The sequence below is a fragment of the Belliella alkalica genome (genome assembly GCF_022549785.1).
Lineage (GTDB): Bacteria > Bacteroidota > Bacteroidia > Cytophagales > Cyclobacteriaceae > Belliella > Belliella alkalica.
In genome coordinates, this window is record NZ_JAKZGO010000002.1 from 24266 (window position 1) to 39575 (window position 15310).

Consider the following 15310-nt stretch of genomic DNA (forward strand, 5'->3'; position numbering starts at 1 on the left):
GAATGTGTTGGCTTTACATCTATTTTGATTACAACATTCATTGAATGGGAAGGGTACGTTTTAAGCATTATTCTTTTAGCACATAATCTAAATTGTGTGAAGAAGCTTTGTGGTAGTGAAATTCAGTATTTTTCTGGGAAAAAATGGCAGGCTATAATCATTTATTTCTCTATGAACATTTTTGAATTTTATTTTTATTTCGATAAAAAATACCTAACTAGCTTTTGTGAATCATAAAAGTAGTTAATTAACTATGCCTCGTATTTAATTAGTAATGAAGAAAGATCAAGTTACAATCACTGACTTAGCACGAGAATTGAATGTTTCTCCATCCACTGTATCAAGGGCCTTGAACAATAGTCCATTTATAAGTGTAGAAAGGAAAAAGGTGATTTTGGAACTTGCAAAAAAAATGAACTATAGCCCAAATCAGCTAGCGCTTAGTCTTTTAAATAAAAGGACGAAGATTCTTGGGGTAGTTGTTCCTGAAATCACCAGCTACTATTTTTCGACAGCCATCAATGGCATTCAAGATAAAGTAGGTAGTAGTGGCTACAAATTGATGATCAGCCAATCCAATGAATCTTTTGAGGAAGAAATCAGGCTAATGGAAGCAATGGCCCTAGTTAGGGTAGATGGCTTTTTGATTTCTCCATCTTCGAATACACTGAATTATGACCATTTTGAAAAAATAAAAGACTCAGGTTTTCCATTAGTGATTTTTGATAGGGATTGTGTAGGGCTTGAAGCTGACAAAGTGGTTGTGGATGATTATTCAGGTGCTTTTCAAGCAGTAGAATATCTTATTCAAACAGGTTGTCACCGCATTGCTCATATAACAGGTTCCGCCAACCTTTCCACCACACAACATAGAAGAAAAGGATATTTGGATGCACTGCAAAAAAATAATTACCCGATTTTGGAGGATTTGATGGTAATTGGGGATGATTCTTCTTCAGAAAGTGGTGTGGCTTGCATGCAAAAACTTTTAGATCTTGAGCAAATTCCAGATGCGGTTTTTTGTTATAATGATGCCATTGCCATAGGTGCTATGTCCGTGATTAGGGAAAGAGGAATCGAAATCCCCGATCAAATTTCATTGGTTGGATTTGACGATGAACCATATAGTTCCTACTTCAAACCTTCCCTTACATCAGTTTGGCAACCGATCTACGATCTTGGTCTTTTATCTGCAAAAATCCTTTTAGACAATCTTGAAATTGAAAAGGACAATCCGAATTACCGCTTTGAAGTTCTCAAACCAGAATTGGTTATCAGAGAATCTTCAAGGAAAATTGTTTGATAAAAAAAGTGAAGTTGTAGAACTGAGATGTGAGATTTGAGACAGTAAGTTGTAATAAGAGATGAAAACCACGAAGTGCTTGTCCCCTGAAAATAACTATCGGCACGGGAGGTTAAACTTTTAGTAACACAAGTTCGCAACCCGTGGATTAATGATGATCCAGAAAAGACAACCCCGAAAGGGGTTAAACCTTCAATAACCCCGTATGAAATGCGGGGAATAACGAGGATGATTAAGAGCAACAACCCCGAAGCTGGTTGAACTCTACTATTTGTAAGAAAAAGTGTCAACTACTTTCAGGACGATACACTTTCAATTCTTTGCGAGAAACTCCACACCCATTAGCAAACCCTCCATCTTCCTTCCCAACTTTCCAATATTCATAATATAATACTTAATTTTTGTGAAATAAACTTTTGTTTATGCAAACCTTTGCATGATACTATTTGGTTCTAGCCTTTCATTTTCGCGGATTTTCATGTTGTATTGTAATACAAATTCCACCCAAAATAATGAAAGTCATTACTCAAGATTTATTCAACGATTGCTATGGCAAATATGCTTTGGCTGCCATCAATGTTTTTACGATGGAGCAGGTTTTGGCGGTTTTTGAAGCAGCTGAAAAAGCGGAATCTCCTGTGATCATTCAGACTACTCCCGTCGCTAGAGAATATGCTGGTGCGGAAATGATCCTTTCTATGATAGCTACAGCCTCTAGAATGTTTCCAAAGGTTGTTTTTTCACTACACCTAGATCATGGCAACGAACCGCACATTGAAGCAGCCCTTGATTCTGGAGCGTATTCTTCCGTAATGATCGATGCTTCCCACGATATTTTTTCAATGAATGTTAGAAGAACTTCCGAAGTGGTTTCAAAAGCCCATGCAATAGGTATTCCTGTGGAAGCGGAGTTGGGTGTGCTCAGTGGGATAGAGGATGATATGGAGATAGAGGATTCTCTTGCCAAATATACCAAGCCTGAAGAAGTGTTGGATTTTGTGACCAAGACAAAATGTGACAGCTTGGCTATAGCAGTAGGTACCAGTCACGGAGCTTATAAATTTTCAGGAAACCAAGGGATTCGATTCGATATTTTAGAAAAAATACAATCACTTCTACCAAGATTCCCTTTGGTTCTGCATGGAGGTTCATCTGTCAATCAAAATGAAGTACAGAGGATCAACAAATTCGGTGGCAATATCAAAACTGGAAGCAGAGGAGTTTCTGACGAAGAAATAAAACAAGCAATCCAACTAGGGGTGTGCAAAGTGAACATTGCTACAGACCTCAGGGTACTTTGGACTGGTGTTCATAGGGAATTTTTCCACCAAAAGCCTGATTTATTCGATCCCATTATTCCCGGTAAAATTTACAGAAATGAATTGATTGAGACGGTTTTAAGAAAATTTGATCTGCTGGGTTCCACAGGAAAAGCAAAGAATTTCAATTGAAACTTAAAATCCAGAAATATAAACAATATATCCAATGAAAAGAGACGAAAAATACCCACTGTTGGCAAAACCCATAGCGACCCAAGGAATCTATCAAAAGATTACCAAGGAGGATGGAAATTGGGAGTTTTTGAACTTTGAAGCCCGATTGATGAAAAAGGCTGAAGTTTGGAAAGGTTTTACAGGGGAAAATGAATACGCGATTGTTCTACTTTCAGGGGATTTCAGTGTAGATTCTGACAAAGGTACATGGCAGACGAAAAACGGTAGAAAAGATGTTTTTTCTGGAATAGCCCATACACTTTATCTTCCGAGAAATACCAATTTTGAATTGAAAGCTGATTCTGATTTTCTCGACATTGCTTGTGGATGGTGTGAGACTGACAGGGATTTTTCACCTTATTTCAAAACCCCCGAAATGGTTCAAATCGAAATCAGGGGTGGCGATAATGCCACCAGACAGATTAATGATCTTCTAGGTCCGGGATCGCCATGTCATCGACTCGTAGCGGTAGAAGTGTATACACCCTCGGGCAATTGGAGTTCTTTTCCAGCACACAAGCACGACGAGAGGATCCTTGATAAAGATGGAAACTTATTGGAAGCGAGGTTGGAAGAAACATATTTTTATAAAATTGATAAACCTCAAGGCTACGCTATACAGCAAATCTATACACAAGATAGAAGCCTAGATGAGATCGCTGTAGCTAGAAATAATGATGTTGTGTTGGTCCCAAAAGGTTACCATCCTGTTGTAGCTGGTCACGGTTACAATGTTTATTATCTGAATTTCCTTACAGGCAGTGATCAGTCGCTTGCCAATACACCAGATCCAGACCATACTTGGATCTTTGATTCATGGAAAGGTAAGGATGCTAGAATCCCAATGGTCACTGCTGAAATGAACGGTAAAAATGGATAAGCAAAAAGATGTACTAACGATCGGTCGCTCTTCTATTGACCTTTACAGCCAACAGGTAGGAGCTGATTTTGTAGATATCAAAGGCTTTGATGCTTTTGTTGGTGGTTCTCCCTTGAATATTGCTACTGGATGCTCCAGGTTGGGCTTGAACTGTTCTTTGTTCACTGGGGTGGGAGAGGATAAGGTAGGAGATTTTATTTTGAATTTTCTTGAAAAGGAAAAAATTGACACCAATCACGTGGTGCGGATTCCCGGAGCCAGAAGCAGTGCTGTAGTATTGGGTATTCAGCCACCTGATAGGTTTCCATTGGTCTACTACAGAGATAATTGTGCGGATATTCAAATCACTATCGACCATGCCTTGCAAATAGCTTTTGAAGACTACAGATTGGTTGAAATCTCAGCTACTGCTTTGAGTAAAGAACCGAGTAAATCAACAGTTTTTTTCTCCGTAGAAAAGGCTTATTCTGAAAATATCCCTGTGGTTTTGGATATTGACTTCAGGGCAGATCAGTGGCATGATGTGAGGGCATTTGGGCTCAATGTCAGAGCGATTTTGCCAAAAGTGAAAATTGCGATAGGAACCGAAGAGGAGATTTTGGCTGCCATGCTCAAAGACCAAAGCCAGATCACGATCGAGCATCAACAGATTTCCGCACCAAAAATCACAGGGGATGTCAATGAAGCTATTCAATCCATTTTGGAGACAGGAGTAGAAGTCCTATTGGTCAAAAGAGGTGCTCAGGGAGTGACGGTATATACTTCAAAAGGTGAAATAATAGAAGTTCTTGGATTCCCAGTTGAGCCGCTCAATGTACTTGGAGCAGGGGATGCCTTTGCCTCAGGATTTATCTATGGTTATTTGCAAGGCTGGTCTTTGTACAAAGCATGCAGGATGGGAAATGCTAGTGGAGCTCAAGTAGTGCTGCAATCAGGTTGCGCCAACTTTATGCCTACTTTGGATGAATCCATGGCCTTTATAAAGTCCCATGGAGGTTTTTGAAAAATAATTCTATCTAACCAACTGAAGAAAATATCAATGAACACAATAAAACTAACAGTAGCCCAAGCTTTGATCAGATTTCTTACGATGCAAAAAGTAGAAAGGGATGGTGTCGTACAACCATTTTTCGCTGGTTGTTTTGGGATATTTGGTCATGGAAATGTTGGAGGAATTGGACAGGCTTTGCACCAAATGCCTGATTTCAAATACTACCAAAGTAGAAATGAACAAGCAATGGTACACACTGCTGCTGCTTTTGCCAAAATGAAAAATAGACTTTCCACATTTGCTTGCACTTCGTCCATTGGGCCAGGTGCTACCAATATGATTACCGCTGCTGCAGGGGCTACCATCAATAGAATTCCTGTGCTACTATTACCTGGGGATATATTTTCAACAAGAAAAGTAGACCCGGTTTTACAACAGTTGGAAGCTTCCTATACACAAGATATATCGGTTAATGATTGCTTCAAGCCAATTTCAAAGTACTGGGATAGAATAAATAGACCTGAACAATTGATCAATTCTCTGCCGGCAGCAATGCGGGTTCTTACTTCACAGGATGAAACAGGGGCAGTTACAATCTGCCTTCCCCAAGATGTTCAGGCGGAATCTTTTGATTTTCCAGAGTCGTTTTTCGAAGAAAAAATTTGGTACATCCCAAGGCCAGTTCCTGAATTTGAGCTATTGAAACGTGCTGCTGAACTGATCCGGAATTCGAAAAAACCGATGATCATCGCAGGAGGCGGAGTAATCTACAGTGAGGCAACAGATGAATTAAAAAATTTCATTGAGCAAACAGGTATTCCTGTTGGGGAGACTTTTGCTGGAAAAGGTGCTTTACCTTTTGATCATCCTTTGAATTTGGGAGCCACAGGTGCTACTGGAACGGAAGGTGCCAATGTAAACAGCACAGAAGCTGACTTGATCATTGGGATAGGAACTAGATACAGTGATTTTACGACAGCTTCCAAAACAGCTTTCCAAAACAAGGAAGTCAAATTTATCAATATCAATATCGCTGCTTTTGATGCATTCAAACACGGTGCATTGTCGCTGACAGGGGATGCACGAGCCACTCTTGAAGCACTCTCCAAGCTTTTGGAAGGCTTTGAAACAGATATTTCTTATAGAAACAAAGCTGCGGAATTTAATATTAGTTGGGATGAAAAAGTAAGCGAGGCTTATCTGCCAAATTCCGAGGACTTGATGTATCAATCCGAAGTCATAGGAGCAGTAAATGATTTCTCTGATCCAAAAGACGTAGTTCTATGTGCTGCGGGAAGCTTGCCTGGCGATCTTCATAAACTTTGGAGAACGCGAGATCCCAAAGGTTTTCATCTTGAATATGGTTTTTCTTGTATGGGTTATGAAATAGCGGGAGGTCTTGGTGCAAAGATGGCTTGCCCAGATCGGGAGATATACGTGATGGTTGGAGATGGAAGCTACTTGATGATGGGAACAGAAATCGTCACTTCCATTCAGGAAGGCTATAAGCTGACGATTATTTTGATCAATAACAATGGCTATGCAAGTATTGGAGGCTTATCAAAATCACTCGGAACAGAAGGTTTTGGCACTTCCTATCAATACAGAAACCCAGAATCAGGACAGCTTGACGGTGGTTTTTTGCCAGTTGATTTGGCAGAAAATGTGCGAAGCCTAGGAGCAGAATTAATTAAAGCAGAGAACATTCATAGCCTCAAGGACGCTTTGAAGCAAGCCAAAGAATACAGCAAGACAACTGTGATCTATGTAGAAACGAAGCCAGAAAGAAAACTTGCTGGGTATGGACATGCCTGGTGGGAAGTGCCAGTGTCGGAAGTTTCTGAAAAAGATTCTGTTAAAGATGCCTTTGGCAAAATGAAGGAAAATCAAAAGAAGCAGAGATATTTTAATTGATCTGATCAAATTACCCTTAGCAACCTAACCCAAAAAATCATCCAATGGTACTTACCATCGTCAGTTTTGTAGGCTTTACGCTCTTCGTGGCTTTTTATTCTTGGTACAAAACCAGAAATGAAAATCTTTCCACACAAGAAGGGTATTTTTTAGGCGGTAAAAGTCTAACTGGTGTAGTCATAGCAGGATCCATGATCATGACCAATATTTCTACCGAGCATTTGGTAGGAATGAATGGGTCTTCTTACAAAAATGGATTTATCATCGTTGCTTGGGAAGTGACTTCTGCTTTGGCTTTGATTTTGGCTGCACTGTATTTTGTGCCGAAATATCTCAAGATGGGACTTATCACCATTCCCCAATATTTGGAAGAGCGATTTGATGCTTCTACGAGGTCTTTGGTTGCATTTTTTCTTCTGGTTTCATTTGCGGTGACATTATTGCCCATTGTTCTTTATACAGGGGCGATTAATCTTGAAAGTCTCTTCGAAATCTCCGAGTTACTGGGTGTAAGTCATCAGGAAGGAATTTGGATCACTGTATTGTTTGTAGGGGTTTTAGGGTCTATCTATGCGATTTTTGGGGGGCTCAAGGCAGTTGCTGTTTCTGATACAATCAACGGTTATGGTCTTTTGCTGGGGGGGATTTTGATTCCGCTGATTGCCTTGGTCTTTATCGGGGATGGGAATCCTGTTGATGGTATTGTCAAAGTTTTTGAACATTCACCGGAGAAGTTCAGCGTAATTGGGGATTCTGACTCTGTATTGCCCTTTGAAACATTATTCACAGGGTTGATCATCAATCAAATTTATTTCTGGTGTATGAATCAAACGATCTTACAGCGTGCTTTGGGTGCAAAAAGCTTAGTGGAAGCCCAAAAAGGCCTTTTGCTAACTGGAGCTCTGAAGTTGTTTGTTCCTTTCATTATCGTGTTGCCAGGGGTTATTGGGTTTTATTATTTCGGTGATGCATTGATGGACAATCAAGATCTGGTATATCCTGCATTGGTCAAGAAAGTCCTTCCAGTTGGTTTTACGGGAGTCTTTGCAGCAGTGTTGATGGGGGCTGTTTTGAGCACTTTCAATAGTGTTTTGAATAGTGCTTCGACCATTTTCAGCATAGATATATATAAAAGGATGATTTTCCCAAAAGTCTCAGACAGGAATTTGGTCCGGGCAGGGAAGGTGTCAGCGACAGTACTCGCTATCATAGCAATTGTGGCAGCACCAATGGTCTCCAATGCCCCTGAAGGATTGTTTCAGTTGCTGCAACAGCTCAATGGGATTTTCTTTATACCGATCGCATCGATCATGTTAGCGGGGTTTCTGACCAAAAAAGTAACCGCTCTAGCGGCAAAAGTTGCCTTGGTCATTGGGTTGATTTTCTATATCATGGTCACTTTTGTTTTGAAGTTGGATATTCATTTTGTGCATGTGTGGGGCATAGAGTTTTTGCTCAATTGTACCATCATGTTGGTGATATCCTACCTGATTCCTTCACCAGAAAATATTGTGAAAAAATACCCTCTTGGAAATTACAAAATGCAAGGTTGGAAATATGCGGGATTGGTGTCCACCATTTTGGTCATCATTACCATTGCCGTCTATATCATATTTGGTTCAATTTAAATTTTAAAAAATAGAATGGAAAAACTTAAAAACTATATCAATGGCCGATGGGTAGAGAGTGCCGCTCATCAGGCCTCTTCTGTCGTCAATCCCGCCACTCAAGAGGTCTTGGGACAAGTTCCTTTGGGAATAGGCACAGCAAAGGATCTGGACGAAGCTGTAAAACACGCCCATGATGCTTATCTGGAATGGAGAAATGTACCCGTCATGCAGCGGGTTCAGCCACTGTACAAGCTCAAGGCGCTCTTGGAGCAAAATCAAGAAGAAATTTCAAGAATAATAACCCTCGAATGTGGTAAGACGATTGTTGAATCTAGAGCAGAATTGCAGCGTGCTATAGAAAATGTTGAGACAGCTTGTGCTACACCAACTTTGATTCAAAGTGAATTTTCTGAAAACATAGCTAGGGGTGTGGATGAGTTTATGATTCGACAGCCTTTGGGGGTTTGCGTTTGTATCGCACCTTTCAATTTCCCTGGAATGATTCCTTTTTGGTTTTTGCCCTATGCCATTGCTTGTGGCAATTCTTTTATTCTCAAGCCTTCCGAAAAGGTTCCTTTGACTATGATGAAGGTTTTTGAATTGATGGAAAATATCGGACTTCCAGACGGACTGGTGAACCTTGTCCATGGTGGCAAGGAGACCGTAGATGCGATGTTGGAGCATCCCAAAGTAAAGGCGGTGAGTTTTGTTGGTTCTACGAATATTGCCAGATACATATACAGCAAAGGAGCCGCCAATGGTAAGCGTGTCCAAGCTCAGGGAGGAGCAAAGAACCCTGTAGTCATTATGCCTGATGCAGACTTGGATGTTACAGCAAATATCATTGCCGATAGTGTATATGGATGTGCTGGACAAAGATGCCTTGCAGCATCAAACATTATTACTGTCGGAGATGACAATGGGAAGATCAAGGAAAGCCTTTATGAAGCTGCCAAGAAAAAAGTCACTGGCTTTGGCTTGGATGAGGCAGTAGAGATGGGACCTGTCATTTCTTCTCAAAGCAAATCAAGGGTAGAAATGTTGTTAGAACAAGGAATTGGAGAAGGGGCAAATTTACTCTTAGATGGAAGGGGATATCAGGTATCAGGATATCAAAAAGGAAACTTTATAGCCCCTACTATTCTGGAAGGACTTCCTCTTGGAGGGGAGTTGGTGAAGACTGAGATTTTTGGCCCTGTGATGAGTCTATTGTCTATGAAGGATATTGAGCAAGCTATTTCCTTTATCAATTCAAACAATTATGGAAATATGGCATGTCTCTTTACAAGCAGTGGTGCGAGTGCGAGAAAATTCAGAAATGAAGCAGATGCGGGTAACATAGGGATCAATATAGGTGTCGCTGCACCAATGGCACAATTCCCTTTCAGTGGATGGAATGATAGTTTTTTTGGTGATCTACATGGTCAGGGAAGACATGGGATAGAGTTTTTTACCCAGACAAAAGTAGTTATAGAACGTTGGCCGCGCGAGTGGACTAGAAAATTTTAAACATTATACAAAATGATAAAAGTAGCAAATGCCCCGTGTTCATGGGGAGCTTTGGAATTTGACCTTGAAGGGCAATCCAAAGGATATGCAGAAGTTTTGACAGAAATGAAGACTTCTGGATATGTCGGTACTGAGCTTGGAGATTGGGGTTTTATGCCTACAGACCCTCAAGAGCTCCAAAAAGTCATTTCTGATAAAGGATTTTGGATACCAGGGGCTTTTGTTCCGGTAGCTTTGGCCAAGGAAGAAGCGCATTCGGATGGTGTCGAGAAGGCATTACAGGTAGCAAAACTATTGGTAGAAGCAGGTTTTGAAGATGCATTTATTGTCTTAGCTGATGAAAACGGCTCTATTCCAAGTCGAACTCAAAATGCAGGTAGAATAGGAGAAGGAATGGGATTGAGCACTGAAGAATGGGAAGTATTTGCCAAAGGTGCGAATAGAATTGCGAAAGAGGTGAAGGAAAAATATGGTTTACGTACTGTTTTTCATCACCACTGCGCAGGCTATGTAGAGACAGAGGAAGAGATCGACTTGCTGATGGAAAAGACCGATCCTGATTTATTGGGGCTATGTTTGGATATGGGACATTGCATGTTTGGTGGTGGAGATCCAGTTCGTGTACTCAAAAACCACTACAACAGGATATGGCATGTTCATTTCAAAGACTTTGATCCTAAAATTGGAGAAAAGAGTAGTTCAAAACAGTGGGATTACTTTGAATCTGTAAAGCAGGGGGTTTTCTGTAAGTTGGGAGAAGGTGCTGTCGATTTTGCTACAATCGTAGAAATGCTTCAAAATAATGGATACACAGGCTGGATTGTAGTAGAGCAAGATGTCTTACCTGGGATGGGTAGCCCTTTGCTTTGCGCGGAACACAATCGGAAATACCTCCAAAATCTAGGTCTATAATGAATATAACCCCTTTGTCTGTGTCCTCACAGACCAAATTTAGTGCCCCCACAAATCAAAGTTAAGTCTCAGTAAGTCATTAAAGTCAAAAACGTCATGAAAAATATAAAAGTAGGAGTGATCGGAATGGGAAGGATTGGAAAGATTCATTTCGATAACCTAAAAAACCAAATCGAGCATGTAGAAGTGCTGGCAATCTCAGATCCTTTTTTTACAAAAAATGTAGGTGTTCCCAACATTAGTTCAGAAGAATTGATTCAGCACAAGGATATTGAAGCTGTGATTATTTGTTCTCCTACGGATACACATGCTGACTACATCTCTTTATGCGCCAAAGCGGGTAAGCATGTTTTTTGTGAAAAGCCACATGATTTATCTGTCAACAGGGTTTTGGAAACTTTGCAGGAAGTAAGAGATTCTGGCGTGAAACTAATGTTGGGGTTTAATAGAAGATTTGATCCAAATTTCCAAAAAATAAGGTCATTGGTTCAGCAAGGTGAAATTGGAGATGTGCATCTACTGAAGATTACTAGTAGGGATCCTGCGCCACCTTCTTTAGAATACTTAAAAAGTTCTGGAGGAATGTTTTTGGACATGACTATTCATGATTTTGATATGGCAAGGTTTATCATGGGAAAAGAAGTTGGGGAAGTTTATGCCGTTGCGGGTGCTTTTACTTCAGAAAGTGTGCAAGAGGCTAATGATATTGATACTGCAGTTATCACATTAAAATATGAAGATGGTACAATGGCGGTGATTGACAATAGTCGTAAAGCAATTTATGGTTATGATCAAAGGTTGGAGATTTTTGGATCAAAAGGAATGGCGAAAGTTGATAATAACAAGCCAGATACACATGTTCTCTATAACGAATATGGAGCCCATGGTGCATTGCCTTTGAATTTCTTTATGGAAAGATACACCATGTCTTACAAAGTGGAAATGCAAAAATTCATAGAGGCACTAGTTGATGATCAGCCACTTCCTATCTCTGGAATTGACGGGCTCAAAGCAATGATGATTGCACTTGCTGCCCAGTTGTCAATCGCTGAAAACAGACCAGTTACAATTAAGGAAATTTCGGAAGAAAAAGTAGGTAGGGAATATACTGAGCAAATTATTGTAAAGTAATGCTGTTTTAAGATGTAAATATATTAGGAATAAGTGTCATGCAAACCTTTGCATAAATCAAGCTTGTTACAGAGGGAAATTGTTACTAATATAGCATAGGCATTAGCCAATAAATATGGTGTAAATAAAGGAGCAAGGTTAATAATTATGTATTTATGGTTAAGACTGAAAGTGAGAATATATTACTCATTTGACCTTCAAAGTTGCAAAAAAATGTATTGCCCAAAAACCTAATCACTATAGTTTAGTCTCCAAAAAAAACATTTAAAAAAATCTAAAACGTGCTAAATAGTTGATTTAAGAAAAATCAATCAATGGAAAATTCATGCCTAAACCCTAAAGAAAATAATTGTGAAGGACTTTAAAACTCGAAAAGTGGTTTTTCAGGATTCATGATCTGAACTAAGAAACGACAATAACAATAAACCAAATCAAAATGAAAAAAACCCTTACCAATTTAAATCTGATAGCTAATTTCGAGATGAAATATCGGCTATTACCAAATCTAAGATTACTTTATCTCACCTGTAGCTTCCTGTTGCTTAGTGCAATGTCTGTTTATGCACAGAGTTCTACCATTACAGGGGTAGTAATATCTGGAGAAGATGATCAACCATTTCCAGGAGTTACTGTGATGGTAAAAGGAACCTCAAATGGAGCTGTGACAGATTTGGATGGAGCGTTTTCCATCAATGTAACCAATGCGTCAAATGCCACTTTGGTTTTCTCTTTTATTGGATTTATCACTCAAGAAGTTGCATTAAATAATAGAAGCTTCATAGAGGTGACAATAGAGCCAGATGTGTCCCAACTTGACGAAGTGGTAGTAATCGGGTATGGAGAGAGCAAAAGAAGAGACCTTACAGGTGCTGTAGGTTCCATGAACTCTGACAATATCAAGGAAACAAACAAGGTCAATGCTTTTCAAGCCTTGCAGGGACAAGTAGCGGGTGTGAATATCCAAGCTGCTGACAATAAGCCAGGTGGAGGATTTAATGTTAGGATTAGGGGAGCAAATACGATCAATGCGAATGAGACAGTTGATCAAGGTGGATTTAGTGCAGGTCAAAACCCATTGTTTATTGTAGATGGGATTTTTGTGAATGATATTTCTTTCTTGAATCCATCAGATATTGAGAGAATGGATGTCCTCAAAGATGCTTCAGCTACAGCTATTTACGGTTCACGTGGAAGTAATGGTGTGGTTATAATTGAAACCAGAAAAGGAGCAAAAGGGAAGCTAACAGTACAATATGATAACTATATTGGTGTAAGACAGGCATACAACGTTCCAGAAATGTTTCAGGGGGAAGAGTTTGTCCAATATTTTAAAGATGCTGTTGTAGGGAATCAGTGGGCAGGAGGAAACAGGAATTTCACTGTAAGTGATGTGGACTTGAGTGATTTTATGAGGCCTAACGAATTAGCAAATATCAATGCTGGTAGATTTACAAATTGGATAGACTTAGTGACTACAACTGGTGCGCAACAAAATCACACAGTAAACCTTAGTGGAGGAAACGATAACTCCATCTATGGCTTTGGTATGGCATATACTAAAGATGAAGGTACTTTTGCTGGCGAAGATTTTGAAAGATTCAATTTAAGGGCAAATGTGAACACGAATTTATCAAAGTACGTTTCTCTTGGATTTAGTAATTATGCTTCCTTTGCAATAAGGAATGAAGGTAGTAGAGAAGGTTTGAGAAGTGCCTACAGATTAAGACCTACTGGGTCTCCTTTTGAAGAAAACGGCAATCCTAAATTTTTCCCAATAGAAGGCGAAACGTTTATTTCGAATCCTCTATTTGAACCTGAGTCCATGACTATGGAAACTAGGACTTTTAATTACTTGAGTAATCTTTCACTTTCTGTAAGTCCAACAAAAAAATTGAAATTCACATCTAACTTTTCACCAAATATCGAATTTATGAGATATGGAGAGTACAGGGGGAGATTCAATAAATCAACCAATGGAATTATCCAAAATACAAGGGCAGATGTGACCAATGGAAATCGAATTTCTTATACATGGGATAACATCATGAATTACAACACCCAGTTTGGTGATGATCATGTTATCAATGCCACCTTTGTTTATTCTATGTTTTCGGATAGATATGAAAATTACAGAATGCAAAGAAGAGGATATTCTACAGATCAATTTTTATTCTACAATATGCAAGCTGGTCCAGATATTCGTGATGTCACCAGTGGATTGTCGAAACAAACGCTTGAGTCTTACACTGCTAGGGTAAATTATAATTTGAAAGATAAATACTTATTTACAGTTACCGGTAGGTATGACGGAGCATCTATCCTTGCGGATGGGAATAAATGGGCATTCTTTCCTTCAGCAGCAGTAGCTTGGAGAGTTTCAGATGAATCATTTATGAAAGGTCAGACAACTGTGGAAGACCTCAAAGTAAGACTAAGTTATGGTGAAACAGGTAATAATGGTTCTGGTGGAGGATTGGGTCCCTTATTAGCTCAATCACTTGTCAACAATTCCAATTTCGTCAATTTGGGTGACCAACCTGTTCAGTCAGCATTTATGACAAGTCTTATCAATAGAGACCTGACTTGGGAAAGGACAAAGGAGTTTAACTTAGGTGTTGATTTTGGCTTTTTCAAAAATAGGTTGTATGGTTCTTTGGACTTGTACGAAAGACAAAATACAGGTATTATATTCTTTAGGCCAACACCGATTTTGACAGGTTATACAGGTGTTTATGAAAACATTGGTAATGCAACCAACAGAGGTATAGAATTAACTTTGAATTCAGTGAATTTTGACAATGGAAATTTCAAATGGACTTCATCCCTCAACTTTGCTAGCAATAGAAATAGAATCACCAAACTAACTGGCCAAACTGACGAGATTTTATTTGGTGTACAAGCAGGTTCATATATTCATAGAGTAGGGGAGTCTATTGGCTCTATTTATACTTGGGTTTTCGATGGTATCTGGCAACTCGATGAGTTGGAGCAAGCTCAGGCTTTTGGACAACTTCCTGGCCAAGTCAAAGTAAGAGACATCAACAATGACGGTGTGATAGATGCAGATGATAGGGATGTCATTGGTAATAACCTTCCAAAATGGACAGGTGGCTTATCAAATACTTTCAACTATAAGAATTTTGACTTTACTTTCTTTGTACATACACTCCAAGGTGCTAAGTCCGCAAGTTATTTTCATATTTCGCACTCAGGTTATTACAATGTATTGGCAAGATTCAATAGCTTGAAAACTAACTATTGGACTCCTGATAATCCTTCTAATGAATGGCATCAGCCTAGTAATGATGGCCCATTTGCAGAGCCTTTGGTTTACAGAGATGTGTCTTTTGTCAAAGTAGGTTATATCACACTTGGGTATAACTTCGGGAAATCTATCATAGAACCATTGAAAGTCAGTAGCCTAAGGGTGTATTTTACTGCCCAAAATCCTTTCACTTTTACTTCTTATGAAGGATGGGATCCAGAAACTGCTGCTAGAAACAGTTGGGGATCTGCCAATCTTTCGAGAATCTTGATGGGTGGAATTAATGTCAAATTTTAATTGAA

10 protein-coding genes are annotated in these 15310 nt (G+C 39.4%); all 10 read left to right on the plus strand.

Annotated features, from left to right (window positions below; translation table 11 throughout):
• Positions 1 to 274 precede the first annotated feature (274 nt).
• Positions 275 to 1303 (plus strand): LacI family DNA-binding transcriptional regulator, encoded by a 1029-nt coding sequence (locus tag MM213_RS02370; protein ID WP_241409863.1) that lies wholly within the window; start codon positions 275 to 277, stop codon positions 1301 to 1303.
• Positions 1304 to 1815: 512 nt separating this feature from the next.
• On the plus strand, positions 1816 to 2754 hold the full coding sequence (locus MM213_RS02375; protein ID WP_241409865.1) for a class II fructose-bisphosphate aldolase: 939 nt from the start codon (positions 1816 to 1818) through the stop codon (positions 2752 to 2754).
• A 34-nt stretch (positions 2755 to 2788) separates the two neighbouring features.
• Positions 2789 to 3676, plus strand: coding sequence for a 5-deoxy-glucuronate isomerase (iolB, locus tag MM213_RS02380; RefSeq protein WP_241409866.1), 888 nt, complete (start codon positions 2789 to 2791; stop codon positions 3674 to 3676).
• Entirely contained in the window at positions 3669 to 4679 is a 1011-nt protein-coding gene (iolC, locus tag MM213_RS02385) for a 5-dehydro-2-deoxygluconokinase (RefSeq protein ID WP_241409867.1), read from the plus strand. Before iolB ends, iolC begins: the two co-directional genes overlap by 8 nt.
• A gap of 36 nt (positions 4680 to 4715) precedes the next feature.
• The gene (iolD, locus tag MM213_RS02390; RefSeq protein WP_241409868.1) at positions 4716 to 6581 is read left to right on the plus strand and encodes a 3D-(3,5/4)-trihydroxycyclohexane-1,2-dione acylhydrolase (decyclizing); all 1866 of its coding nucleotides are present in this window, start codon (positions 4716 to 4718) and stop codon (positions 6579 to 6581) included.
• A 44-nt stretch (positions 6582 to 6625) separates the two neighbouring features.
• Positions 6626 to 8209 (plus strand): solute:sodium symporter family transporter, encoded by a 1584-nt coding sequence (locus tag MM213_RS02395; protein WP_241409870.1) that lies wholly within the window; start codon positions 6626 to 6628, stop codon positions 8207 to 8209.
• 15 nt (positions 8210 to 8224) lie between these two features.
• Positions 8225 to 9700 carry a CoA-acylating methylmalonate-semialdehyde dehydrogenase gene (locus tag MM213_RS02400; protein ID WP_241409872.1) on the plus strand — a complete coding sequence of 492 codons (1476 nt, stop codon included), beginning with the start codon at positions 8225 to 8227 and terminating at the stop codon, positions 9698 to 9700.
• Positions 9701 to 9712: 12 nt separating this feature from the next.
• Complete coding sequence (locus MM213_RS02405) at positions 9713 to 10612, plus strand: sugar phosphate isomerase/epimerase family protein (RefSeq protein ID WP_241409874.1); 900 nt, start codon at positions 9713 to 9715, stop codon at positions 10610 to 10612.
• 96 nt (positions 10613 to 10708) lie between these two features.
• Positions 10709 to 11743 (plus strand): inositol 2-dehydrogenase, encoded by a 1035-nt coding sequence (gene iolG / locus MM213_RS02410; RefSeq protein ID WP_241409876.1) that lies wholly within the window; start codon positions 10709 to 10711, stop codon positions 11741 to 11743.
• A gap of 436 nt (positions 11744 to 12179) precedes the next feature.
• Positions 12180 to 15305: a SusC/RagA family TonB-linked outer membrane protein gene (locus MM213_RS02415; protein WP_241409878.1), complete on the plus strand. Its 3126-nt coding sequence runs from the start codon at positions 12180 to 12182 to the stop codon at positions 15303 to 15305.
• Positions 15306 to 15310: the final 5 nt, after the last annotated feature.